General features: G+C 60.7%; 25 protein-coding genes. All 25 read left to right on the top strand.

Annotated elements, in window-relative coordinates:
* The first annotated feature begins 8 nt into the window (after positions 1-8).
* The 25 genes from RIN56_15055 (at position 9) to RIN56_14935 (ending at position 26065) form a co-directional block, all read left to right on the top strand.
* Positions 9-401, top strand: a complete 393-nt coding sequence (locus RIN56_15055; protein ID MDR7868114.1) for a 4Fe-4S dicluster-binding protein — start codon at positions 9-11, stop codon at positions 399-401.
* A 236-nt stretch (positions 402-637) separates the two neighbouring features.
* Positions 638-1027 carry a secondary thiamine-phosphate synthase enzyme YjbQ gene (locus tag RIN56_15050; GenBank protein MDR7868113.1) on the top strand — a complete coding sequence of 130 codons (390 nt, stop codon included), beginning with the start codon at positions 638-640 and terminating at the stop codon, positions 1025-1027.
* Between the two features lie 2 nt (positions 1028-1029).
* Positions 1030-1311 (top strand): DUF503 domain-containing protein, encoded by a 282-nt coding sequence (locus tag RIN56_15045; protein MDR7868112.1) that lies wholly within the window; start codon positions 1030-1032, stop codon positions 1309-1311.
* 125 nt (positions 1312-1436) lie between these two features.
* Positions 1437-1895: a tRNA (cytidine(34)-2'-O)-methyltransferase gene (locus tag RIN56_15040; GenBank protein MDR7868111.1), complete on the top strand. Its 459-nt coding sequence runs from the start codon at positions 1437-1439 to the stop codon at positions 1893-1895.
* Positions 1896-1938: 43 nt separating this feature from the next.
* Positions 1939-2802 carry a TIM barrel protein gene (locus tag RIN56_15035; protein MDR7868110.1) on the top strand — a complete coding sequence of 288 codons (864 nt, stop codon included), beginning with the start codon at positions 1939-1941 and terminating at the stop codon, positions 2800-2802.
* Between the two features lie 35 nt (positions 2803-2837).
* Positions 2838-3677 carry a methyl-accepting chemotaxis protein gene (locus RIN56_15030; protein ID MDR7868109.1) on the top strand — a complete coding sequence of 280 codons (840 nt, stop codon included), beginning with the start codon at positions 2838-2840 and terminating at the stop codon, positions 3675-3677.
* A gap of 304 nt (positions 3678-3981) precedes the next feature.
* Positions 3982-4329 (top strand): YlbF family regulator, encoded by a 348-nt coding sequence (locus RIN56_15025; protein MDR7868108.1) that lies wholly within the window; start codon positions 3982-3984, stop codon positions 4327-4329.
* A complete protein-coding gene (murB, locus tag RIN56_15020; GenBank protein ID MDR7868107.1) occupies positions 4316-5242 on the top strand; it encodes a UDP-N-acetylmuramate dehydrogenase in 927 nt (308 codons plus the stop codon). The genes RIN56_15025 and murB overlap by 14 nt, the downstream gene beginning before the upstream one ends.
* Positions 5243-5364: 122 nt before the next feature.
* Positions 5365-6996 (top strand): MBL fold metallo-hydrolase, encoded by a 1632-nt coding sequence (locus RIN56_15015; protein ID MDR7868106.1) that lies wholly within the window; start codon positions 5365-5367, stop codon positions 6994-6996.
* An 83-nt stretch (positions 6997-7079) separates the two neighbouring features.
* Positions 7080-8909, top strand: a complete 1830-nt coding sequence (gene typA / locus RIN56_15010) for a translational GTPase TypA (protein ID MDR7868105.1) — start codon at positions 7080-7082, stop codon at positions 8907-8909.
* 2 nt (positions 8910-8911) lie between these two features.
* Positions 8912-10603, top strand: a complete 1692-nt coding sequence (locus RIN56_15005) for an adenosylcobalamin-dependent ribonucleoside-diphosphate reductase (protein MDR7868104.1) — start codon at positions 8912-8914, stop codon at positions 10601-10603.
* A gap of 277 nt (positions 10604-10880) precedes the next feature.
* Positions 10881-11288 carry a cell division protein SepF gene (gene sepF / locus RIN56_15000; protein MDR7868103.1) on the top strand — a complete coding sequence of 136 codons (408 nt, stop codon included), beginning with the start codon at positions 10881-10883 and terminating at the stop codon, positions 11286-11288.
* A gap of 184 nt (positions 11289-11472) precedes the next feature.
* Positions 11473-14694 (top strand): carbamoyl-phosphate synthase large subunit, encoded by a 3222-nt coding sequence (gene carB / locus RIN56_14995; GenBank protein ID MDR7868102.1) that lies wholly within the window; start codon positions 11473-11475, stop codon positions 14692-14694.
* A 234-nt stretch (positions 14695-14928) separates the two neighbouring features.
* On the top strand, positions 14929-15699 hold the full coding sequence (locus tag RIN56_14990) for an IclR family transcriptional regulator (protein ID MDR7868101.1): 771 nt from the start codon (positions 14929-14931) through the stop codon (positions 15697-15699).
* A gap of 45 nt (positions 15700-15744) precedes the next feature.
* Positions 15745-16572, top strand: coding sequence for a 5-dehydro-4-deoxy-D-glucuronate isomerase (kduI, locus tag RIN56_14985; protein MDR7868100.1), 828 nt, complete (start codon positions 15745-15747; stop codon positions 16570-16572).
* A gap of 90 nt (positions 16573-16662) precedes the next feature.
* Positions 16663-17025, top strand: coding sequence for a cupin domain-containing protein (locus tag RIN56_14980; protein MDR7868099.1), 363 nt, complete (start codon positions 16663-16665; stop codon positions 17023-17025).
* A 75-nt stretch (positions 17026-17100) separates the two neighbouring features.
* Entirely contained in the window at positions 17101-18120 is a 1020-nt protein-coding gene (locus tag RIN56_14975) for a TRAP transporter substrate-binding protein (GenBank protein ID MDR7868098.1), read from the top strand.
* 124 nt (positions 18121-18244) lie between these two features.
* Positions 18245-19525: a TRAP transporter large permease gene (locus RIN56_14970; GenBank protein ID MDR7868097.1), complete on the top strand. Its 1281-nt coding sequence runs from the start codon at positions 18245-18247 to the stop codon at positions 19523-19525.
* Positions 19526-19537: 12 nt separating this feature from the next.
* A complete protein-coding gene (locus RIN56_14965) occupies positions 19538-20026 on the top strand; it encodes a TRAP transporter small permease (GenBank protein MDR7868096.1) in 489 nt (162 codons plus the stop codon).
* Positions 20027-20055: 29 nt separating this feature from the next.
* Positions 20056-21198, top strand: a complete 1143-nt coding sequence (locus RIN56_14960; GenBank protein MDR7868095.1) for an iron-containing alcohol dehydrogenase — start codon at positions 20056-20058, stop codon at positions 21196-21198.
* A 31-nt stretch (positions 21199-21229) separates the two neighbouring features.
* Complete coding sequence (kduD, locus tag RIN56_14955) at positions 21230-21991, top strand: 2-dehydro-3-deoxy-D-gluconate 5-dehydrogenase KduD (GenBank protein ID MDR7868094.1); 762 nt, start codon at positions 21230-21232, stop codon at positions 21989-21991.
* Positions 21992-22063: 72 nt separating this feature from the next.
* On the top strand, positions 22064-23077 hold the full coding sequence (locus RIN56_14950; protein MDR7868093.1) for a zinc-binding alcohol dehydrogenase family protein: 1014 nt from the start codon (positions 22064-22066) through the stop codon (positions 23075-23077).
* A 68-nt stretch (positions 23078-23145) separates the two neighbouring features.
* Positions 23146-23793, top strand: coding sequence for a bifunctional 2-keto-4-hydroxyglutarate aldolase/2-keto-3-deoxy-6-phosphogluconate aldolase (locus RIN56_14945; GenBank protein MDR7868092.1), 648 nt, complete (start codon positions 23146-23148; stop codon positions 23791-23793).
* A 17-nt stretch (positions 23794-23810) separates the two neighbouring features.
* Positions 23811-24830 (top strand): sugar kinase, encoded by a 1020-nt coding sequence (locus RIN56_14940; protein MDR7868091.1) that lies wholly within the window; start codon positions 23811-23813, stop codon positions 24828-24830.
* A 167-nt stretch (positions 24831-24997) separates the two neighbouring features.
* Positions 24998-26065, top strand: a complete 1068-nt coding sequence (locus RIN56_14935) for an HD-GYP domain-containing protein (GenBank protein ID MDR7868090.1) — start codon at positions 24998-25000, stop codon at positions 26063-26065.
* Positions 26066-26263 lie beyond the last annotated feature (198 nt).

Raw genomic sequence — 26263 nt, 5'->3', positions numbered from 1 at the left:
TGTGGATGATGGATAAAGTGAAGCGCAAAATAGTCAGAATCGACGAAGCCCTCTGCACAGGCTGCGGCAAATGCGTAACCCCCTGCGCCGAAGGCGCCATCGAAATAGTAGGCGGCAAGGCCAAGGTCCGCCGCGAACAGCTTTGCGACGGGGCCGGCTTTTGCCTGGGCGTCTGCCCGACCGGGGCCCTGACCCTCGAAGAACGGGAAACCGTCCCCTTCGACGAGCACGCCGTCCACGAACACAAAAAAACACTGGCCGACAAACCGGAATACAACGTCACCATGAAATGCCACCTCTGCGGCATCACCGAGCACGACCGGCCCCTGCTGCCCATCAAGTCGAAGGGCGAGAGCGATTGGGTGTGTGTAAAATGTATCCCCCGCCTAATCCACGGCTAGTCGGGACGTTGATAACCCCCCATCTGCTGCGTTGTTTCGCCGGGCGCTTGCTAGCGTACGACCCGAGTACGCGTCGCGGCGCGCCCGGCGAAGCCGCCTTGCATCTCGAGGGTTCTGAACGTCCCTCGGCTTTTAGGCAAGAAAGCGTCCCCCCCGCGGGGCGTTTTTGTTTTATAGGCCGGATATAGGATTTTTACCGCCCGCTATGGAACTATAACAACAAAGAGGTGAGCCTCATGGAAAAATTCGTCGTCGCCACCCCCACCGAGGGGTTCATCGACATCACCGCCCAGGTCGCCGCCATCGTCAGAGCCGGCGGCGTCGGCGAAGGGCTTTGCCACGTCTTTGTTCCCCACACCACCGCCGGCGTCACCATCAACGAGAACGCCGACCCCGACGTCGTCGCCGACATGCTCGCCGGCCTCGACAAGCTGGTGCCGTCGCTGCCCTACCGCCACGCCGAAGGCAACTCCCCGGCCCACATCAAAGCTTCCCTGCTGGGCGCGGCGGCCACCATGCCGATAACGGGCGGCGGACTCGTACTCGGCACCTGGCAGGCGATATACCTGGGTGAATTCGACGGCCCGCGCCGGCGGACGGTCTGCGTCACCCTCGTCGGCCGTTAGTCATGGCGGTCGTCGTATGCGCCGTCGAACTATTCATCCCCGCCGCCGGTTCGCTCAAAGCCAAGCGCCAGGTCGTGCGCAGCGTCGTCGGGCGCATCCGCTCCCGCTGCGGCGCCTCCGCGGCCGAGACCGGGCACCAGGACACCTGGCAGCGCGCGGCCGTCGAAATCGCCATCGCCGGCAGCAGCCGGGCCGTACTCGCCCGACAGGTCGAACTCGTCAGGCGGATCATCGACGATTGCGGCGAAGCCGAAGTCGTCGCCTTTAGCGTCGACTACCTGTGACCGTCCTGCGGACAACGGTTTCGCAGACAACCGCCGTTGCTGTATCGTTATACGGACAATCGTGTACATAATAATAGACAAGACCGCAGGCTTCTCCGCCAATGCGGTCCGCGCAGAGGTGACCCATGCACATCGTCCTCGTCGAACCGGAAATACCGGGCAACACCGGCAACATCGCCCGTCTGTGCGCCGCGACCGGCTGCGAACTGCACCTCGTGCGGCCGCTCGGCTTCTCCACCGACGACCGCTACCTCAAGAGAGCCGGCCTCGACTACTGGCATCTCGTCAAAGTCCACTACCACGACTCCTTCGCCGCCGTCGAGAAGCTGTACGACGGCCTGAACTTCCACTTCAACACCACCAAAGCCGACCGGTTCTACCACGAGGTCGCCTACACCCCCGCAGACGTGCTTGTTTTCGGTCGGGAAACGGCCGGACTGCCGGACACCATCCTTGGCCCCAACCGTTCCCGCTGCGTGCGCATCCCGATGCTGGCCGGCGCGAGATCGCTCAACCTTTCCAACGCCGTCGCCGTCGTCGTATACGAAGCTCTGCGCCAGAACGGCTTTCGGGATTTGCTTTGAAAAAACGACAAACTGGCATAATTTTTGCAGGAGTTGATTAAGAATGGCGCAAGCTCAATTCGGTCCGGCCGGAAACCCGGACGCATTCTACGCAGCGGGATACAAGGCCTCGGTCGAAATGCCGGCGTGGCTGGCCTCCATGGGTCTCGACGCTTACGAATACCAGTGCAGCCGCGGCGTCACCATCCGCGAGGAAACCGCCCGGGCCATCGGCGAGGCCGCCCTGCGGCACGGCGTAAAGCTCAGCGTTCACGCCCCTTACTACATCAACCTGGCCACCGAAGACCCGACCATCGCCGCCAACACCACCAGGCACATCCTCAAATCGCTCGAAGCCGCCCGCTGGCTGGGTGCCGACCGCGTCACCTTTCACATCGGCGGTCCGGGCAAGCAGCCCAGGCACCAGGCGATCGACCGTGCCACCGCGCTTTTCCTCGCCATCCTGGAGGAAGCCGACAAGCAAGGGCTGCTGGCAGGAATCTACCTCGCCCCGGAAACGATGGGCAAACAGAACCAGCTCGGCAACCTTGAGGAAGTGCTGGCTTTCTGCGCCTTGAGCGAATGGACAATCCCCACCATCGACTTCGGCCACCTTCACGCCGTCACCGGCGGCCGCTACACCACCCGCGCCGAATACGAGGCCGCCTTCGACCTCGTCGCCGAGAAACTGGGCGAACAGAAAGCCGCCGCCGTCCACATCCACTTCAGCCGCATCGAATTCACCAAAGCGGGCGAAAAACGTCATTGGACATTCGGCGACGACTACGGGCCGCCCCACGAGCCGCTCCTCGACGTCATCGCCGCCCGCGGCTACACGCCGCGGATCGTCTGCGAATCGGCCGGCACCCAGGCCGCCGACGCCAAGACCATGCAGGAATACTACCGGAATGCTTTGGCAAACCGCTAAGAAATTACATTAATAAATAAAAGGGGGAGAGATATTTGAGTGACAGAAACCCCGTCCTCGAACACTTCCTGCACGTCATGCCGGTGCTTGTCGACCTCCACGCCGGCGAAATCGGCGTAGCCATTACCGACCGGGAAAAGTACCTCTTTTACCGTCCGTCGCAGAAACTCGACCTTAAAATTCCGGAGGGGACTCCATTAAAGCCCGGAACCGCAATTGTCAAGGCTATGGAAGAAAAGCGCCGCGTAGTCGTACGGGGGGATAAGGCGACTTTCGGGTTGCCGTACATCGCAACAGCCTATCCGGTATCCGACGCCGACGGACGGGTGGTAGGCGGGGTGGTTGTCATCGAGCAGACCGACCGTCAGGACGCCCTAAAGGACATGGCCGGCAAACTGAGCGACAGCATCAGCGTCCTCGCCAGCACCACCGAAGAAATCTCCGCCCAGGCGGAAGAAATCGCCACCGTCAGCGCCAACCTCTCCCGGCTCTCCCAGGAATCGCAGCAGCGGGTCAAAGAAACCGACCAGGTTATCGGTCTCATCAAAACCATCGCCGGACAGACCAACCTGCTGGGTCTCAACGCCGCCATCGAGGCGGCCCGGGTGGGCGACGCCGGCCGGGGCTTCGGCGTCGTGGCCGAAGAAATCCGCAAACTCGCCATCGGCACCGCCGACTCCATCAAAAAAATCGAAGACATCGTCAAAGCCATCCAGACCGACAGCGACAGCACCTATGGCCAACTCAGCCAGGTCAACGACGTCATCGGCCAGATCGCGGGCGCCCTCGCCCATGTAGCCGGCGCGGTCCAGCAGGCCGGCAGCATGGCCCAGGAGCTTGATCACATGGCCGACAACCTCAGCCTCGACAAATAGTCGACCTTATCTGAGGCCCCATCTGCGGCGTTGCTCCTCAAAGCGCTTGCTTGCGTACGCCCGAAGTACGCGGCGCGGCGCGCTTCTCCGGTGCGCCTTGCATCTGGAACCTCATATAAAGTCTCCGGCTTATTGCCAAACGCCCCGCCGGCAGGCAGGGCGTTTCTTTCATTTTCCCATGACCGGCAGGAGTTGGCAGACATGTTATTGAATACACCTATGTCCCCGCGGTATGCCCCCTCGGCCGCGATGTATTAATCTGTGCCGGGGAGCATAAGATACATAGTATATGGGAGGAATATGCTTGAACCCGTACGACAAGGCGCACGAACTGGCCCGAACACTCAAAGCGTCTGACGAATACCGCGCTTTCCTGGTCGCCAAGGAAGCCCTCGCGGCCGACCCGGACGCCAAGAAAATGGTCCAGGATTTTCTCCGCAAAAAAATGGAACTCGAATACGAGGCGCTCGCCGGCAAGGAAGATGCGGCCAAGACCGAGGCGCTGCACAGGATGTACGAACTGCTTGCCATGAACGGCAAAGCGCGGGTATTTCTCGAAGCGTACTTCCGTTTTCAGCGCATCATGGCCGACATAAGCAAAATTATAGGCGACTCGGTCGCCGAAGGACTGGATTTGTTTGCAAAAGATTAAATTAAAGGACGACTTCTTCACACAACTGCAGAAAGTCATCGCCGCCCCCCGTCTTTTGCTCGACGAACCCCTGTCCAAGCATACCACCTTCCGCATCGGCGGCCCGGCCGACTATCTCGTCCTGCCCGCCTCCACCCGGGAAGTGGCGGCGGTGCTTGTTGTCGCCCGCGAATACGGCATGCCTGTAACCATCCTCGGCAACGGCTCCAACGTACTCGTCCGCGACAAAGGCATCCGCGGTCTGGTGCTGAAATTCGACGCCACGATGGGCAGCATCACCCATAGCGGCACGACAGTCAAAGCGGGCGCCGGGGCGTCCTTAGGCGACGTCGCCCGCTACGCCGCCGGCCAAGGGCTAACCGGGCTGGAATTTGCCGTCGGCATCCCGGGAAGCATCGGCGGCGCGGTCTTCATGAACGCCGGCGCCTACGAAGGCGAAATCGGCTGTGTCGTTGCGGCCGTCACCGCGGTATGCGCCGACGGGAGACTGCAGCGCTTCGGACACGCCGACATCCGCTTCGGCTACCGGGACAGCGTCTTCCAGCACAACGGCTGCATCATCTGCGAGGTCGAGCTAGCGCTCGCAGCCGGCGACGACGACGCAATCGACACGAAAATGAACGACTACACGAACCGCCGCGAAGCCAAACAGCCCATCGAAATGCCCAGCGCCGGCAGCACCTTCAAGCGTCCCCCCGGCTACTTCGCCGGCACCCTCATCGAGCAGGCCGGCCTCAAAGGCTTCAAAATCGGCGGCGCGCAGGTATCCGGGAAACATGCCGGCTTTATCGTCAACGCCGGGGGCGCCACCGCCGCCGACGTACTGGCCCTCATCAAAGAAGTGCAGCGCCAGGTCCAGGAGCGGTTTGGCGTGAGGCTGCAGCCAGAGGTCCGCATCTTCGGCGAAGAATAGGGGAGAGGGCAATTAAGCGGGGACATTCTCCGCTTTTTTTATTGGGCAGGAAATGATATACTAACGTGGAAGTAAAATGCGTTGGCAAATATTTGTATAATCTGGCGAAGGAGCGAAAAAACATGCGACTGACGTTTTTGGGAGCATCGGGAATGGTTACCGGTTCTTCATACCTCCTGGAAGCAGGCGAGAGCAAAATCCTGGTGGACTGCGGCATGTTCCAGGGCTCGAAAGCGACCGAAGCCCTCAACCGGCGGGCGTTCCGCTTCGAACCGGCCGCGATAGACGCCGTCCTCCTCACCCACGCCCACATCGACCATAGCGGCCTGCTGCCGAAACTGTGCAAAGCAGGCTACAAAGGAAAAATATACGCCACCGAAGCCACCGCTGACCTATGCCGCATCATGCTGCCGGACAGCGCCCACATCCAGGAATTCGAAGCCGAAATAGCAGGCCGCAAAGGCCGCCGCGCCGGCAAGCCCCCCCTCGAACCGCTCTACACCGTCGACGACGCTTACGCCTGCCTAAAAAATTTCGACCCCAAGCCCTACGGCCAAAAGCTTGACATCACGCCGGAAATAACCGTGTGCTTCAACGACGCCGGCCACATCCTCGGCTCATCGATCATCGAAATATGGGTCACCGAAAACGGCAAAACAGTCAAATTCGTTTTCTCCGGCGACCTCGGGCAGCCCGACCAGCCGCTCATAAAAGACCCGTCCGCCATCGAAGCCGCCGACTACATCGTCATGGAATCCACCTACGGCAACCGCAACCACGAGCAGTACGACAAAGGCGAGGCCCTGGCGGCGATAATAAACGAAACCGTGGCCCGCGGCGGCAACATCGTCATCCCCGCCTTCGCCGTCGGCCGCACCCAGACCATCGTCTACTACCTTTACAAACTGCTCAAAGCCGGTAAAATTCCCGACATTCCCGTCTTCATCGACAGCCCGTTGGCCATCTCGGCCACCGATATATTCACCCATCACCCGGAGGTTTTCGACGCCGAAGCCCACGAGATGCTGTACGGCAAAAACGACAACCTCAACAGGCTGTTGCGCCTCAAATTCACCCGGACGCCCGACGAATCCAAAGCCATCAACTTCCTCAAAGAGCCGGCCATCATCATCTCGGCCAGCGGCATGGCCGACGCCGGCCGCATCCTCCACCACCTCAAACACAACCTCTGGCGGCCGGAATCAAGCGTCATCCTCGTCGGCTACCAGGCCGAAGGCAGCCTTGGGAGGCGGCTCGTCGAAGGCGTCAAACGGGTAAAAATCATGGGCGAGGAAGTGGGCGTACGGGCGAAGATTCATAACCTTGACGGCTTCTCGGCCCACGCCGACCAGGAATACCTCGTCAAATGGCTGACGATGTTCAAGGAACCCCCGGCCAACATCTTCATCGTCCATGGCGAGCCCGAGCAGTCGAACGCCTTCGCCGGCGTCATAAAAACCCAACTCGGCTACCCCGCCTATGTGCCAAACTTCGGCGACGTCGCCGTCATCGACGGCCGCAGCTACAGCATCGAATTCAGCGGCCTGGTGCTCGTCGACCCGGCGGTCATCGAACTGCAGGAACTCATCGAACAGCTCGACAGCGAATTCATGGAACTGCGCAAGCGGCTGGAGGCGGCCGGCGCGGCAGGTCCCGCCAAGCTTTCCGCAATATTGCGCGGCGCCCAGAAAGTACGCAAATACGTTCGCAAAACACTTGACGAAGCCGGCGCAAACGGCAACGGCGAAAAATAACCGCATAATAGCATCCCGCTATGCAGGAGACTAAATAATACTCGCGGCATTTTACAAGCAACAGGCTACAGGAGGAAAAATTAATGCAACGCAACGACCTACGCAACATCGCCATCATCGCCCACGTCGACCACGGCAAAACAACGCTCGTCGACGCCATGCTCAAGCAGAGCGGCGTATTCCGCAGCAACGAACAAGTAATCGAACGCGTCATGGACTCCAACGAACTCGAGCGCGAGCGCGGCATCACCATCCTCGCCAAAAACACCGCCATCATCTACGGCGGGGTCAAGATCAACATCGTCGACACCCCCGGCCACGCCGACTTCGGCGGCGAAGTCGAACGGGTGCTCAACATGGTCGACTGCGTGCTGCTCCTCGTCGACGCCTTCGAGGGACCGATGCCCCAGACGAAATACGTCCTGCGCAAAGCGCTCGAACAGGACCTTCAGGCCATCGTCGTCATCAACAAGATCGACCGCCCCGACCAGCGGGTTGAAGACGTGCTCGACGAAGTCCTCGAACTCTTCATCGAGCTTGAAGCCGACGACAAGCAGCTCGACTTCCCCGTCGTCTACGCCACCGCCCGCGACGGCATCGCCAAACTCAGCATGGACGACGACAGCCAGGACCTCAAACCGCTGTTCGACCTGCTGATCTCCGCCGTTCCCGCCCCCCACGGCGACATTGACGGGCCGCTGCAGATCATGGTCACCACCCTCGACTACGACGACTACGTCGGCCGTATCGCCATCGGCCGCGTCATGCGGGGCCGGGTGCAGAGCGGCCAGACGGTCACCATCCTCAACGGCGAAACCGAAACGCGGGCCAAGCTAAGCCGCCTCTATGTCTACGAAGGCCTCAAGCGCACCGAAGTCAAAGACGCCGCCCTCGGCGACATCGTCGCCATCACCGGCCTCGACACCGTCAACATCGGCGAAACCATCGCCGACACCGAAAACCCCGAAGCCCTGCCGGCGATCAAGGTCGACGAACCGACACTCGCGATGATCTTCAGCGTCAACACCAGTCCGTTCGCCGGCAAAGAAGGACAATACGTCACCAGCCGTCATCTGCGCGAGCGGCTGTTCCGGGAAGTTGAAACCAACGTCAGCCTGCGGGTTGACGAAACCGGCAGCCCCGACTCCTTCGAAGTCGCCGGCCGCGGCGAGCTTCATCTGTCCATCCTCATCGAAACAATGCGCCGCGAAGGCTACGAATTTCAGGTCGGCAAACCCAGGGTCATCCTCAAGACCATCCACGGCCAGAAATGCGAGCCGCTGGAGCGACTCACCGTCGACGTACCCCCCGAGTACATGGGGACGGTCATGGAAGCCCTCGGCACCCGCCGGGCCGAGCTCATCAACATGGTCGAACTGGCCGGCTACCTCCGGCTGGAATTCGTCATCCCCGCCCGCGGCCTCATCGGCTTCCGCTCCGAATTCCTCACCAACACCAAAGGCTACGGCATCATGCACCACATCTTCCACGGCTACGCTCCCTACAAAGGCGACATATCCGGCCGCACCCGCGGCGCGCTCGTCGCCTTCGAGACCGGCGAAACCACCACCTACGGCATCCACAGCGTCCAGGACCGCGGCACGATGTTCGTCGTCCCCGGTCAGGCGATTTACGAAGGCATGGTCGTCGGCGAAAACGCACGGGAAATGGACATGGAAGTAAACCCCTGCAAGAAAAAGCACGTCACCAACATGCGCTCAAGCGCCGCGGACGAGGCGCTCAGGCTCGCCTCGCCCCGCATCCTCAGCCTGGAGCAGGCGCTGGAGTGGATCAACGACGACGAAGCCGTCGAAGTCACGCCCAAGAGCATCCGGCTGCGCAAATCCACCCTCGACCGGCAGCTCAGAGCCCGCGAGCGCAAAAACGCCAAGGAGGCGCAGGAAGGGGAGTAGGGATGTTTTCTCCCGAAGCCGTGGCCGTCCTTCAGGCCCGCTACCTTAAAGAGGGCGAAACTCCGGAGGACATGTTCCGGCGGGTGGCCGACCACGTCGCCGCCGCCGAAGCTCTTTACGGCCGCGACGCCGCCCGGGCGGCCGACGAATACCGGCGGCTGATGGCCGACCTCGTCTTCCTGCCAAACTCTCCGGCCCTCATCAACGCCGGCAAAGAGCGGGCCCAGCTCGCCGCCTGCTTCGTGCTGCCTGTCGAAGACTCGCTCACCAGCATCTTCGAAACCCTCAAAAACGCCGCCCTCATCCATCAGAGCGGCGGCGGCACCGGCTTCGCCTTCTCGCGCCTGCGGCAGGCCGGCGACAGGGTATCCACCACCGGCGGCGTCGCCAGCGGACCGGTATCCTTCATGCACATCTACGACATCGCCACCCAGGTCGTAAAACAAGGCGCAGCGCGGCGCGGCGCCAACATGGCCGTCCTCAGGGTCGACCACCCCGACATCGAACAATTCATCACCGCCAAACGCAGCCACGACGTCCTCAACAACTTCAACCTCTCGGTGGCGATAACCGACGACTTCATGCACGCTGTCGCCGAAGACCGCCCCTTCGCCCTCGTCAGCCCCCGCGACGGCAGCGTCGCGCGGACGGTCGCGGCCCGCGGCCTCTTCGCCCTGCTCGTGCGCATGGCGTGGGAAAGCGGCGAACCCGGCCTGTTCTTCCTCGACACCGTCAACCGGTTCAACCCCACCCCGGCCCTCGGCGGCTTCGAAGCCCCAAACCCCTGCTCAGAGCAGCCCCTCCTGCCTTACGAATCCTGTGTCCTCGGCTCGATAAACCTCACCAGGCTGGTCGCTGCCGGCGGCATCGACTTCGGCCGCCTGCGGGAAGCAGTCCGCATCGCCGTCCGCTTCCTCGACAACATCATCGACATCAACGACCATCCTCTGCCAGCCGTCGCCGAAGCCACCCGCCGCACCCGCAAAATCGGCCTTGGCATCATGGGGCTGGCCGAAGTATTCATAATGCTCGACATCCCTTACGCCAGCAAGGCGGCCACCGCCCTCACCGGGCAGCTACTCGAATTCATAACCCGCGAAGCGCGGCAGGCATCCGCCCTCCTCGGCGCCGAACGCGGCAGCTTCCCGGCCTTTGCCGCCAGCGTCTACCCCGGCCGCGGTTTTGCCGCCATGCGCAACGCCACCGTCACCACCATCGCCCCCACCGGTACCATCAGCATCATCGCCGGCTGCTCCAGCGGCATCGAGCCGCTCTTCGCCCTCGCCCTCTCCCGGCGCGTCCTTGAAGGGCGTGTGCTTACCAGCGTCAACCGCACCGTCGTCGACTACCTCAGTCAACGTAACCTGTATACGGAAGAAGTCGCCGAAGCCATCGCCGCCTGCGGCAGTGTCGCGGACACCGCCCTCCCCGGCCACGTCAAAGAAGTCCTCGCAACCGCCCCCGCCATCGACCCCTACTGGCATGTGGCCCATCTCGCCGCCGCCCAGGAGTTCACCGACAACGGCGTATCGAAAACCGTCAACATGCCCCACGAAGCCAGCGAAGCCGACGTCGCCGCCATCTTCCGGCAGGCTCACGCCGGCGGCTGCAAGGGCGTCACCGTCTACAGGGACGGGAGTAGGGCGGAGCAAGTTCTCACCGGCGGCACCCTCTGCGAAGACTGTGTGCTGTAATACTGTGAAAACTGCCTAAAAGTCCATCTGCGGCGTTAGTCCTCCGGTCGCTTGCTAGCGTACGCCGAGTACGCGTCGCTGCACGTCCTCGGACTGCCTTGCATCTGGAGCTTTTAGGCAGTTTTGTCCTGTCCATTTTCGTTTTTTCCTTAAGTTTTCCGCTTTTTTTGACGAAATTACTGACAAATGCCATTTTCATGCAGGAAATTGGCAATACACGTCGAAACTTTACCGGAAAATGGACTAGACAAATACTTATGTCAAGGAGGTGGGGAACTTGGCTTCGGGCCTCATCGATAAGCTGACCAACTTCCTCATGCCGGTCGAAGAAATACAGCCGGCGGAGGCACAACCGCCCGTGGCGGGCGACCGCCGCGCCCAGCTCAGAGTGCACAGCCCGGCGGCGCTGAAAGTATTCATCGCCAACCCGGCCGAATTCGACGATGTAAAACTGTGCGCCGACTATCTCAAAGCCAACGTTGCCGTCCTGATAAACTTCGAAGCTGTTGACGAAACCGTCAAACAGCGTATTGGCGATTTCCTCGACGGTTTGCTCGTCATCACCGGCGGCGCCAACCAGCGGGTGTCCGACACCGTCGTCATCTACGTGCCCGCCCATGTCGACATCAACAAAGAAATGTACGCCTACTCCATCCCTACCTACATCAAACGCAAAACCGAATAACATAACGGCGCGTTACCGTACGTTCGCCCGGGCATCGGCCCGGGCGAATATTTTGTCAGGTGCGAAAACGCCGGCGCGGTCAAAAATAAAATACAAAAATACAAGGGAATTCGCAATAAAGTTAGAAAAATACATCGACAACAAATTTGCAAGCACAATATACAAAGAACAGGAGCGAGATATTATGCCGAAACGTACCGATATACACAAGATCATGATAATCGGGTCCGGGCCGATCATCATCGGGCAGGCCTGCGAGTTCGACTACTCCGGCACCCAAGCCTGCAAAGCCCTGCGCAAACTGGGCTACGAGATCGTGCTCGTCAACTCCAATCCCGCCACCATCATGACCGACCCTGGCATCGCCGACATCACCTACATCGAGCCGCTCAACGTCAAACGCCTCACCGAAATCATCGCCATAGAACGGCCCGACGCCCTGCTGCCCAACCTCGGCGGCCAGTCCGGGCTCAATTTGAGCGCCGAGCTGGGCAGGGCAGGAGTGCTCGACAAGTACGGCGTCAAAGTGATCGGCGTCCAGCTCAGCGCCATCGAGCGGGGAGAGGACCGCATCGCCTTCAAGGAAACGATGAACCGGCTGGGCATCGAAATGCCCCGCAGCAAACCCGCCTACACCCTCGCCGAAGCTGAGGAGATTGCCCAGGGAATGGGCTTCCCGGTCGTCGTGCGCCCGGCCTACACCATGGGCGGCACCGGCGGCGGACTTGTCTACAACCTCGAAGAGCTGCGCGTCATCGTCGCCCGGGGCATCGCCGCCAGCATCATCGGCCAGGTGCTGATCGAGGAATCGGTCCTCGGCTGGGAAGAACTCGAACTCGAAGTCGTTAGAGACGCCAAAAACCAGATGATCACCGTCTGCTTCATCGAAAACATCGACGCCATGGGCGTCCATACCGGCGACTCCTTCTGCGCCGCCCCGATGCTCACCATCGCCCCCGAGCTGCAAAAGCGCCTCCAGGAATACTCCTACAAAATCGTCGAAGCCATCGAAGTCATCGGCGGCACCAACGTACAGTTCGCCCACGACCCCAAAACCGGGCGGGTGGTCGTCATCGAAATCAACCCCCGCACCTCCCGGTCTTCCGCCCTGGCCTCCAAGGCCACCGGCTTCCCGATCGCCCTCATCTCCACCATGCTGGCCGCCGGCCTCACCCTCGACGAAATCCCCTACTGGCGGGACGGCTCACTCGACAAATACACCCCGTCCGGCGACTACGTCGTCATCAAGTTCGCGCGCTGGGCCTTCGAGAAATTCCCCGGCTCCGAAGACAAACTGGGCACCCAGATGAAGGCCGTCGGCGAAGTCATGAGCATCGGCAAAAACTACAAAGAAGCGCTGCAGAAGGCGATCCGCTCCCTGGAAATCGGCCGCTACGGCCTCGGCTTCGCCAAAGATTTCCACCACCGGTCCCTCGAAGAACTTCTCGGACTGCTGCGCCACGCCACCAGCGAACGGCAGTTCATCATCTACGAAGCCCTGCGCAAAGGCGCCGACATCGACAGAATCCACGAACTCACCCACATCAAAGCGTGGTTCCTCCGGCAAATGAAGGAACTCGTCGACCTCGAGGAACAACTGCTGCGCCACAAAGGCGGGCAACTTCCCGACGAACTGCTCATCCGCGCCAAAAAAGACGGCTTTGCCGATCGCTACCTCGCCGGCCTGCTCAGCCTTTCCGAGGAAGCCGTCCGCAAACAGCGCCTGGGGCTTGGCCTCCGCGAAAGCTGGGAAGCCGTGCCGGTCAGCGGCGTCGAAGACGCGGCCTACTACTTCTCCACCTACAACGCTCCCGACCGGACGACCGCAAGCGACAAGCCCAAAATCATGGTGCTGGGCGGCGGCCCGAACCGCATCGGCCAGGGGATCGAATTCGACTACTGCTGCGTACACGCCGCATTTACCCTGCGCGACCTCGGCTTCGAAACCATCATCGTCAACTGCAACCCCGAAACCGTCTCCACCGACTACGACACCTCCGACAAACTCTACTTCGAACCCCTCACCGTCGAAGACGTGCTCAGCATCTACGAAAAGGAAAAACCCCTCGGGGCGGTCGTGCAGTTCGGCGGGCAGACCCCGCTCAACATCGCCGGCGAACTGGCCAAAGCGGGCGTCAACATCCTCGGCACCAGCCCGGAAACGATTGACCTCGCCGAAGACCGGGACCACTTCCGCAAAATGATGGAAAAACTGGCCATCCCCATGCCCGAATCGGGCATGGCCAGCACCGTCGACCAAGCCATGGCGATCGCCGGCCGGATCGGCTACCCGCTGATGGTCAGGCCCTCCTACGTGCTCGGCGGCCGCGGCATGGAAGTCGTCTACAACGCCGCCATGCTCAGCCGTTACATGGCCGGCGCCATCGGCGTCACCCCCGAGCGGCCCATCCTCATCGACAGGTTTCTCGAAAACGCCATCGAAACCGAAGCCGACGCCGTATGCGACGGCGACAAGACATACGTGCCCGCCATCATGGAGCACATCGAACTCGCCGGCGTCCACTCGGGCGACTCGGCCTGCGTCATCCCGCCCATCACCATCCCGCCCCGCCACCTGGAGACCATCCGCCGTTACACCTGCGCCGTGGCCGAAGAACTTGGCGTCTGCGGCCTCATGAACATGCAGTACGCCATCGCCGACGACAAAGTATACGTGCTCGAAGCCAACCCGCGCGCCTCGCGCACCGTGCCGCTCGTCTCCAAGGTCTGCGACATATCCATGGTCAGACTGGCCACGACGATCATGGTAGCGCCCCTCACCGGCAAGAAAATCGACCTCGGCGGCTACGAATCAAGGCCGATACCCCATTTCGGCGTCAAAGAAGCCGTCTTCCCCTTCAACATGTTCCCCGAAGTCGACCCCGTCCTCGGGCCGGAAATGCGCTCGACAGGCGAAGTGCTCGGTATCTCCGACTCCTTCGGCATGGCCTTCTACAAAGCCCAGGAAGCCACCCAGACCTCCCTGCCTGTCGAAGGAACGGCGCTCCTCAGCGTCACCGACCGCGACAAGCCCGAGCTGCTTGAGCTCGCCCGCGAAATCGCGCGGCTGGGCTTCAGGATAATGGCCACCGGCGGCACCTGCAGCTTTTTGCAGCAGAACGGCATCAACTGCGACAGAATCAAAAAGATTCAGGAAGGGCGGCCCAACATCCCCGACGCGATCACCAACGGTGAGATCCAGCTCGTCATCAACACCCCGATGGGCAGACAGGCAGTCGAAGACGACTCCTACATCCGCAAGGCGGCGATAAAACATAAAATCGCCTACATCACCACCCTGGCGGCGGCGAAAGCGGCGGTCAAAGGCATAGCGGCCTTCAAGGACGACGGCGGCAGAAGCGGCGTAAAATCACTCCAGAGCTACCACGCCAACCTGCGGAAATAGTTTGCGGCGCACACATAAGAGCGGTTCTAGCGAATCGCTCTTTTTTTTACGCCGAAATTCCCCATCCCTCGGCAATAATGATTCCCCGGAGATCCGTTAGGTCCATTTCACATCATGAACTATCATGCCAAAATAATGGAATATCGGCAGGAATTTAGCAACGGAAAGCGTAAAATAGCAATAAAATTCTAGTATGCGGCATATGGTTTCATAATATGAAACGGAGAAAGAAGCATGGAAAAGCACTTTTTAGAAGTCCAGGTTCTCCAGCGGGCCATGGATGTCCTTGAGGTCATCGGCACCTGCAACGAACCGGTCAGTCTGAAAAACATCACCGAAAAAGTCGGGCTGCCCAAATCAACGGTATACCGTATCCTCTCCAACCTCGAATCCCGCGGCTATGTTTGCTGCAGCAACGAAGGCGGCTACCGCCTGGGGCTCACCTTTCTCACCCTGGGCCAAAAAGCCGAAAGGGGCTTCGAACTCAAGCGCCTCGCCCGGCCGCACATGACAAAACTCAACCAGCTCACCAACGAATCGGTCCACCTCGGCATGCTGGCGAGGAACAAGGTCCTCTACCTCGACTCCATCGACAGCCCCCACACCATCCGTCTCGTCGCCCAGATCGGCGGCAACAACCTGCTGCACTGCACATCCCTCGGCAAAGCCCTGCTCATCGCCCACAGCGACGAAGAGATCAGGCAGATACTTGTCGAAGTCGGCATGGAACGGCGGACCCACTACACCCTCGTAACCCCCGAAGCCTTTCTCAAAGAAATGGAAGTCGTGCGCCGCGTAGGCTTTGGCTTCGACGACCGCGAGAGCGACAACGAATGCTTCTGCATCGGCGCGCCCATTTACAACCATCTCGGCCAGATTCTTGCCGCGATCAGCGTTTCCGGGCCGATATCCCGCGTCTCGCGGCGGACGGCGGAAACGATCGTCGCCCCGCGGCTCATCGAAGCCACCAAGAGCATCTCCCGCGCTCTGGGGCATGTATCCTGACCGAAAGACACTCTCATAATCTTAAAACTCGAAGGAGGCCATCACATGGAAATCAGGTACCCGGCCCATCCCCAGGATGCAAAACACTACACCACCGACCGTCTTCGCCAGGATTATCTCATCCAGAACCTCTTCAGCCCCGGCGAGACCAAAATGGTCTACAGCCACTTCGACCGGATCATCGCCGGCGGAGTCTGCCCCACCGCTCCCCTCGACCTCGAAGCCGGCAAGGAGATTGCCGCCGAATACTTCCTCCAGCGGCGGGAAATCGGCATCATCAACGTCGGCGCGTCAGGCAAAGTCGTTGTCGACGGCACAGAATACCCCCTGAAAAAAACCGACGGACTGTACATCGGCATGGGCGCGCAAAAAGTAACCTTCAGCAGCGACGATCCGGCCAACCCGGCCAAATTCTACTTCAACAGCACCCCGGCGCACAAAACCTACCCCACCGCCAAAATCCTCGTCGCCGACATCGTCCCCGCCGCTCTGGGCAGCATCAGCCAGTCCAACGAGCGGAAAATCTTCAAGTACATCGTTCCCGGCGGCGTCCAAAGCTGCCAGCTCGTCATGGGCATGACCGTCCTCGCCCCCGGCAACATGTGGAACTCCATGCCCTGCCACACCCACGAACGGCGCATGGAAGTATACTTCTACTTCGATCTTGCTCCCGAATCCGTCGTTTTCCACCTCATGGGCGAGCCGGAAGAAACGCGCCACATCGTCATCCGCAACGAAGAAGCGGTAATATCGCCTAGCTGGTCGATCCACTCCGGCGTCGGCACAGGCAGCTACACCTTCATCTGGGGGATGGCCGGCGAGAACCAGAAATTCGACGACATGGACCATGTGGCCATGGCGCGTTTGAAGTAAAAAAATCTTACGGGGAGAAAACTGGGGGGTGTTACAACCGCCATACAAAAAAACAGCAGCGTCAAAATCGAACCTAGAGGAGGGTAAGAAATGACAGAAGAGAAAAAATACGTTTTTACAATCAAGGATATTACGCCGGTACCGCTGACAGACAAAGTCAACACCCGCTTTCTCCTCGGCGACAACGTTCTCCTCAGCTTTATCGAACAGCCGCCCGGAGCGGAATTCCCCATCCATGCCCACGACTGCGAACAGATCCTCATCATCCTCGAAGGCACCGAAGAGCACATCGTCGATGGCCGGACCATCCACATGAAAGCCGGCGACGTCTGCGTCCACCCCGCCAACGTACCCCACGGAGGCCGTACCCCGACCGGCTTCAAAGGCATCGACATCTTCTCCCCGCCCCGTCAGGACTATGTAGAAAGAATCAAGCAATATCAGAAAAAATAACCGCAGCCAGGCTGACGGTACGGAGCAAAAAGGTAAACTTCACTGCGAACTAAATTATGGTAAAGAGGGATGCTTGTGAAAAAGACGCTCAGTATTTTCCTTGCCCTCATCCTCCTGGCCGGCGTCGTCGCCATGGCCGGATGCGGCGGCAAAAGCGAGCCCGCCAAGCAGGAAGTCAAAGCCATTACCATGAAGTTCGGCCACTACGCTCCGGCCGGTCACCCCGGTCACGCAGCTGCCAAGATGTTCGCCGAAAACGTCGAAAAACGGACCAACGGCGCCATCAAAATCTCCGTCTTCCCCGACAACCAGCTCGGCTCCCCACCCGAAATGCTCGAACAGAACATCATGGGCGCCATCGACATGAGCCTGCCCACCCAGGGCGCGCTCGACAAATACTCCAAGAAATTCGCCGTCGTCATGCTGCCCTTCGTCTTCAAAGACGCCAACCACGCTTACAAGGTCCTCGACGGCCCCTTCATGCAGTGGGCGGCCCCCGACCTCGAAAAACAGGGGCTCATCTTCCTCGCCAACTGGGAGTGGGGCTTCCGCAACCTCACCAACAACATCCGGCCCATCAACTCTCCGGATGACGTCAAAGGCCTGAAGATCAGGACGCCGCCGGAAGTCCAGCTCCAGGCGGCCATGGAAGCGCTTGGCGGCAACGTCACCAAGATCGCCTTCCCCGAACTGTTCATGGCCCTCAAACAGGGTGTCGTCGACGCCCAGGAGAACCCCCTGTCGATCATCTTCCACAACAAATACTACGAAGCTCAGAAACACCTGGCCCTCACCAACCACGTCTACAACTCCATGGTTCATGTCATGAGCAAAAAGACCTGGGACAAACTGACGCCGGACCAGCAGAAAATTATCAAAGAAGAGAGCAAAAAAGCCGGCGATTTCATGAGGGCCGAAGTCCAGAAAGAAGAAGCCAACCTCGTCAAACAACTTGAAGAAAAAGGCATGAAAGTCACAAAACCCAACGTCGCCGACTTCAAAGCCAAAATGCAGCCCGCCTATGACAAAATCGGCGCGTATGCCGGCAAAGACAACGTCGACGCCTTCATAAAGATGGCTGACTCCACCAAGTAATCCGCCCCTTCCAAGGAAACCCGGCCGGCCGGGCCACGGCTAGCCGAGTTTGGCCGCCGGGTTTCCTTTTCCCCTCCCAGTGCGCGCGGAGCAGTCACTCTTTACTAAGGAGTTGGGTCTGAGCATGCTTGCTCTGATAATTTTCTGCGTCCTCGTCTTATTCATGTTCATCGGCGTCCCGGTGGCTACCGCCATGGGCGTCACCTCGATGATCTTCTTCACCATCCTTGACAGCTTCCACAACCTCACCATGGTCGCCCAGCGCATGTACTCGGCCACCACCGGCTTCACCCTCCTGGCCATCCCCTTCTTCATCGCCGCCGGCAACCTCATGAACACCGGCGGCGTCACCACCCGCATCTTCCGCTTCGCCGGCTCGCTCGTCGGCCACGTCTGGGGCGGCCTCGGCCAGGTGGTCATTGTCGCCGCCGTCATCATGTCCGGCATGTGCGGCGCCGCTGTCGCCGAAGCGGCCGGCCTCGGCATGCTCGCCATGAAAGCCATGCCCGAGCGGGGCTTCGACCGCCGCTTCACCGCCGCCATCACCGGCGCGGCCGCCACCATCGGCCCCGTCATCCCCCCCAGCATCCCCTTTGTCATCTACGGCAGCATCACCGGCGTCTCCATCGGCCAGCTCTTCCTCGCCGGTTTCCTGCCAGGCTTCATGATGGCCGCCGCCATGGGCGTATCCGTCTACTTCATCTCCAAACACCGCGGCTATCCCCGGCAGGACCCTGCTCCCCTAAAGGAAATCCTCGTCAGCTTCAAAGAAGCCTTTCTCGCCCTCATGTGCCCGGTCATCATCATCGGCGGCATCGTCAGCGGCGTCTTCACCCCCACCGAAGCCTCGGTCGTCGCCTGCGTCTACGCCCTTTTCCTCGGGCTAGCAGTTTACAAGGAAATCAAAATAAGCGACCTGCCCCGCATCGGCTGGGAAACCACCATGTTCACCATCCGCATCATGTTCATCATCTCCGTGGCCGGCTTCTTCGGCTGGCTCCTGATCCACCAGACCGTGCCCCAGCAGGTCATCACCGAACTCACCGCCCTCGGCACCAGCGCCAACGTCTTCATGGCCATCACCATCGTCGTCCTCCTCATCCTCGGCTGCTTCATGGAAGGCATCGCCATCATCGTCATCACCGTCCCCGTCTTCATGCCGATCGTTTACCAATACGGCATCGATCCCATCCAGTTCGGCGTCGTCAACATCCTCTGCTCCATGGTCGGCCTCCTCACGCCGCCTGTCGGCATGTGCCTCTACACCATGGCCACCATCAGCAACGTCGGCATCTGGGACCTAAGCCGGGAGCTTTCGCCCTACTTGATCGGCATCGCCTGTGTCACCATCATCTGCGCGTATTCGCCGGACCTCGTCCTGTGGATACCAAACATGTTCAAATAGGAGGGGATGACAGTGGAAGCGTTGAAAAATATTGATAAAGTGTTCGGCTATATCCTGCGCTGGGGCAGCGTAGCCATGCTCGGCGCCATCTTCCTCCTCCTCGTCGCCAACGTCTTTATCCGCTTCGTACCCATCACCTCCTTCGGCTGGTTCGACGAAGTCATCGAAATGCTCATCGCCTGGTTCGTCTTCCTCGGCGCCGCCGCCCTCTGGCGGGAAAACGAGCACTTCGTCGTCGCCTTCCTGCCCGACTACCTCAAAGGCAAACTCGCCGGCCAACTGCTCGACATCATCATCAACCTCATCAGCATCTCCTTCATTGCCGCCTTCACCTACTACTCCCTCAACCTCACCATGAGGGCCGAAGACTGGACGCCGATCATCAACATGCCGAAAAAACTGCTCTACGCCAGCATGCCGTTCTCCGGGGCGCTCATGATAATCTACAGCATCCGCAACATCGTCCAGAGCGGCTGCCGCCTTGCGCAGAAAACGCAATAGCATCAGCAAAACGTCAGGGGTGATGTAAAATGAAAGAACTAAGATTCCACGGCCAGGCCATCGTCACCGGCCGCGGCGCAGTCGAATGCCTGAAAGACCTGCCCATCGGGCGGGCTTTCATCGTGACCGGCGGCAATTCCGTGGTCAAAAACGGCATGCTCGCCAAAATCCAGGGCCTGCTGGCGGCCAAAGGCTGCCAGACGCTCGTCTATAGCGGCGTGCCCAAAAACCCGCCCGTCGAAACCGTCGTCGAAGGCATCGCCCGCATGCGGGAATTTGCCCCCGACACCGTCATCGGCCTCGGCGGCGGCTCGGCCATCGACGCCTGCAAAGTCATGAGCGTCTTCTACGAACACCCCGGCCTCGACGTCGCTGCCGCCTTCCGGCAGGCCATCCCCCAGAAACGGGAAAAAATCAGGCTCATCGCCATCCCCGGCACCTCGGGGACAGCCAGCGAAGTAACCTGCTTCGCCGTCCTCACCTACCGCGGCGAAGACCTCAAAGTCGGCGGTAAATCGCCGGCCTTCGTGCCCGACTACGCCATCCTCGACGTCGACATGACCCTGTCGATGCCGAAAAGCGTTGCCGCCGAAACCGGCATGGACGCCATGGCCCACGCCGTCGAATGCTACACAAACCCCAACCTCGACGACTTCACCGAAGCCATGGCCGCCGGCGCGATCGAAGGCCTCTTCCGCCACCTCCCCGCCAGCGTCACCGCCGGCGACCACGTCGCCCGCGAAAAAGTCCACAACTACCAATGCCTGGCCGGCTGCGCCTTCGCCAACGTCGGCACCGGCCTCGACCACGGCATCGCCCACGCCTTCGGCGGCAAATACGACCTCGGCCACGGCCTCGTCATCGCCGTCGCCCTTCCCTATGTCCTCGAGTTCAACACCCGCGACGCCCAAGTGCGCGAAAAACTCGCCCGCCTCGCCAAGCGGATCGACCGCGACGACTTCGTCGCCGCCATCCGCGAACTAAACGCCCGGCTCGGCATCCCCGCGTCCTTCAAAGCCCTGGGCATCAGCGAAGCCGACTTTGCCGCCGACTTTGCCCTCCTCGTCGAAAACTCACTCAAAGGCTCGACCAAAGTAAACCCCGTACCCGTATCGGCGGAAGACATGCAGGTTATTCTACGCTCCATCTACGAAGGCCGGAGCATTCAATAACAAAAAACGCAATACTAATGGAGGCGATCAAATGATTCTCGAACAATTCTCCCTTGCCGGCAAGGTAGCCATCGTAACCGGAGCCAGCCGCGGCCTCGGCGCCGGAATGGCCATAGGGCTCGCGGAAGCCGGCGCCGACCTCGTCGTCGTCGCCAGCAGCGCCCGCATCCACGAAACCGCGGCCAAAATCACGGCCCTCGGCCGCAAATGCGTAGCCGTCCAGACCGACCTCACCGACGTCAAAACCGTCCCCGCCGTCATCGACGCGGCCCTCAAAAACTTCGGCAAAATCGACATCCTCATCAACTGCGCCGGCATCATTCGCCGCGCCCCGGCCATCGAATTCTCCGAAAAAGACTGGGACGACGTCATGAACGTCAACCTCAAAACAATGTTCTTCATGTGCCAGGCGGCGGCCAAGGAAATGATGAAACAGGGCAAGGGAAAAATCGTCAACATCGCCTCCCTGCTGTCCTTCCAGGGCGGCATCATCGTCCCCTCCTACACCGCCAGCAAATCGGGCGTCGCCGGCATGACCAAGGCGCTCGCCAACGAATGGGCCGCCCACGGCATCAACGTCAACGCCATCGCCCCCGGCTACATGGCCACCGAAATGACCGAAGCCCTCCAAAAGAACGCCGAGCGTGCGCCCGCCATCCTCGCCCGCATCCCGCAGGGCCGCTGGGGAACGCCCGACGACATGAAAGGCGCCGCCGTCTACCTCTCCTCCGCCGCATCCGACTACCTCCAGGGCCATATCCTGGTCGTCGACGGCGGCTGGATGGGCCGCTAATACCAAAGTCCGCGGAAAAAAAGTCGCGTTCCCGCCCCCGCTAAGACGGACCGGGAACAGGGAGGCAATTCAGTGAAAGCAGCAATCCTTTACGGACCCCATGACCTTAAACTAGTCGAGACATCCATGCCAGCCGTCACCGCCGACGGCGTCCTCATCCGCGTAAAGGCGATGGGCATCTGCGGCTCCGACCTCCACGCCTACCACGGCAAACTCGCCACCGTCGTCTATCCGCGCGTCATCGGCCACGAAGTCGTCGGCGAAGTCGTCGAAACCGGCAGCGCCGTCAGCAAAGTCAAAGCCGGCGACCACGTCGTCATGGACCCGGTCGTCAGTTGCGGCCGCTGCCCGGCCTGCCGTTCGGGACGGGGCAACGTCTGCCGGGACGTAAAATGCATGGGTGTCGCCGCCGAAGGCGGTTGCGCCGAATACATCGTCCTGCCCGAAGGCAACGTCCAAAAGATTCCCGCCGATATCCCCTGGGACGAGGCGGCGCTCATCGAGCCCTACACCATCGGCGCCCAGGTAACCAGCCGCGGCGAAGTGGCCGCCGGCGACACCGTCCTCATCATGGGCGCCGGCCCCATCGGCCTCGTCGCCCTCCAGGCAGCCAAGCGCCGCCGCGCCAAAGTCATCATCACCGACGTATCCGAAGGGCGGCTTGAGCTCGCTCGCCGGCTCGACGCCGACGTAACCGTCAACCCGCAGAAACAGGACCTCGCCGTCGCCGTCAGCCAATTCACCGACGGCTACGGCGTCAACGTCGCCGTCGACGCCGTCGGCCTGCCCGAGCTTTTCGCCCAGGCGGTCGAACACACCGCGCCGACCGGCCGCGTAGTCATCCTCGGCTTCAACCCGTCGCCTTCCCAGGTGCCGGAGCTGCCGATCACCCGCAAAGAGCTCGACATCCGCGGCTCCCGCATGCACGCCGGTAAATTCCCCGAAGTAATCGGCTGGTTCGCCAACAAGGAAGTCAAAACCACGCCCCTCATTTCCCACCGCTTCCCGTTCGCCAACATCAACGACGCCTTCAAAACCCTCGAAGACGAACCCGACAAAACCTGCAAAATAATCATCACCTTCTGAGGTGAGGGCCGGCGGATTACCCGCCGGCTTGAGCCTTGCCCCGACACCACCGCTAAGGAGGAACGACAATGCTTTCAAGACAAGCAGTAGTGCAGAAAATCGCCGCCGCAGGCCTCGTCGCCGTCGTCCGGGCCGAAAGCTCCGAGCAGGCCGCCAAAATTGCCGACGCCTGCATCCAGGGCGGCGTAGCGGCCATCGAAATCACCTTCACCGTTCCCGGCGCCGCCGACACAATCAAAGACCTTTGCCGCACCTACAAATCCGGCGAAATCATCATCGGCGCCGGCACCGTCCTCGACCCCGAAACCGCCCGCATCGCCATCCTCGCCGGTGCCCAGTACGTCGTCGCCCCCAGCATCAACTTCGACACCATCAAACTCTGCAACCGTTACCAGATACCCATCATGCCCGGCTGCGGCACCATCAAGGAAATCGTCGAAGCCATGGAAGCCGGCGCCGACGTCATCAAAGTATTCCCCGGCGAAACCCTCGGCCCCACCTTCGTCAAAGCCGTCAAAGGCCCGCTGCCCCAGGCGCCCCTCATGCCCACCGGCGGCGTCAGCCTCGACAACGTCGCCGAATGGATCAAAGCCGGCTGCGTAGCAGTAGGAGTCGGCGGCAACCTCACCGCCGGCGCCAAGAAAGGCGACTGGCAATCCATCACCGCCATCGCCCAAGAATTTGTCGCCAAAATCCGCGCCGCCCGCGGCCAATAGGAAGGAGAGCACAAACAATGAAAGCAGTAACCTTCGGAGAAATCATGCTACGGCTCGCCCCCCCCGGCTACCTGCGCTTCGAACAGGCCAACGCCTTCGAAGTCGTCTACGGCGGCGGCGAAGCCAACGTAGCCGTATCCCTGGCCAACTTCGGCATCCCCGCCAGCTTTGTCACCAAAGTGCCCGACAACCCCATCGGCCAGGCGGCTGTCAACGAAATGCGCCGCTACGGCGTCGACACCGCCTACATGCTCAAGGGCGGCGAGCGCCTCGGCATCTACTTCCTTGAGAAAGGCGCCTCACAGCGGCCCTCCAAAGTCGTCTACGACCGCAAACTCTCCGCCATCTCCCAGGCCAAAAAAGAAGACTTCGACTGGCCGGCCATCTTCAAAGGCGCCGACTGGTTCCACTTCACCGGCATCACCCCCGCCCTCGGCGACAGCGTCGCCGACGCCGTCCTCGCCGCCTGCCAGGCCGCCAAAGCCGCCGGGCTCACCGTCAGCTGCGACCTCAACTTCCGCAAAAACCTCTGGACGAGCGAAAAAGCCGGCAAAGTCATGGCCCAATTCATGCCCTATGTCGACGTCTGCATCGCCAACGAAGAAGACGCCGAAAAAGTCTTCGGCATCAAAGCCCCCGACACCGACATCGTCGGCGGCAGCCTCAGCCACGACGGCTACAAAGCGGTCGCCGAAGAACTCAAAAAACGCTTCGGCTTCAAAGCCGTCGCCATCACCCTCCGGGGCAGCATCTCCGCCTCCGACAACAACTGGGCGGCCATGCTCCACAAAGACGGCGAATACCACTTCTCCCGCACCTACCCCATCCACATCGTCGACCGCGTCGGCGGCGGCGACTCCTTCGCCGGCGGCCTCATCTACGCCATGATGAGCGGCTTCGCCAACAAAGACGCCCTCGAATTCGCCGTCGCCGCCTCCTGCCTCAAACACTCCATCGAAGGCGACCATAACCACGTCACCGTCGCCGAAGTCAAAACCCTCGCCGGCGGCGACGCCTCCGGCCGCGTCCAGCGCTAAGTGTAAGCCAGGTCAGCCTGAAGGCACCCTGAAAAGGGTGCCTTTTATATTACCTGTCCCATTAACATCCGCCTGCGGACCTACGATATTATGTAATAAAGGTACTTTAGTCCCGTTGTCCTAGCCTTCGCGGTATGGTACCCTTAAAATAAGGGGAGGTGTCCTTCATGCTGTGGCTTACCAAACACCATCTGCTCTCGGAAGTTCAGCCGGGAATGATCCTAGCGAGGCCGGTCGTGTCGGACGACATGAGCATCCTGCTCAACGAAAACACCGTCCTGACCGAATCCATGCTCGTCCTGCTCAAAACCTGGCACATCCAGTCCCTGTACATCAAGGAAATCATCCGCGAAGGCGGCAATAACGTCTATGGCTTCGTCTCCGAACGGGAAGCCTTCGCAAAAAAATACACCGACATCATCCGCACCCTCAAGGACGCCTTCGAAAAAACCCGCTACTTCAAAGAAGTGCCCCTGGGGCAGATCCAGGAACTCGCCGACCAGACCATCGAATCGCTCGTCGACGCCTCCGGCGTCATCAGTCACCTTGCCAGCGTCCGGTCCACAGACGACTACACCTTCCGCCACTCCCTCAACGTCGGCGTCATCGCCGGGCTTTTAGGCAAATGGCTCAAAGTCAGGGGCAAAGTCCTGCGCGAAATCGTCCTCGCCGGGCTGCTTCACGACATCGGCAAAACGCAGATACCCCTGCAGATACTCAACAAGCCCGGCCAGCTGTCTGCCGAAGAAATGGCCGTCATCAAAGAACACCCGACCCGCGGCTACAAACTCATCGAAGACACCGACCGCATCCCCCAGTCGGTCAAGCTCTGCGTCCTCCAGCACCACGAGCGCCTCGACGGCAGCGGCTACCCGGCCGCCCTCAAAGACAGAGACATCGCCGACTACGCGCGGATAATCGCCGTCGCCGACATGTACGACGCCATGACCTCCCAGCGCGTCTACCGCGGCGCCCTCACCCCGTTCAGCGTCGTCGCCGAAGTCTTCGGCGAAATGTTCGCCAGGCTCGACCCGGCCGTTGCCCTGCCCTTCGTCAGCCATGTGCGCGAATCCCTAATCGGCTTCCTTGTCCGCCTCTCCGACGGCACGGAAGCCAGAGTCGTATACCTCGACAAAGAACGGCCCGCCCAGCCGGTCGTAAAGCTCGCCGGCGGCGACTATGTCGATTTGGAGAAAAGGAAGGATCTTACCATCATCGAAGTCATCGCCAGCTAGAATACTCGGCCGCTGATAATGCCCCGTCTGCGGCGTTGCTCCTCGGCTGCCATCCTCAGCGTACGTACATGTACGCTTCCGGTGTCATCCTCCGGTGCGCCTTGCATCCGGAGCATTCTGAGCGGCCTCTGACTTTATACAAAAGAACTAAAGGCGACGTAAGTCGCCTTTTTTATCTTCTATAAATTGGGTGGGAGA

It is taken from the genome of Sporomusaceae bacterium, assembly GCA_031460455.1.
Taxonomy (GTDB): Bacteria; Bacillota; Negativicutes; order Sporomusales; family UBA7701; genus Anaeroselena.
Note: the sequence above shows the minus strand (reverse complement) of the source record. Positions and strands in the feature narration are given on the sequence as shown.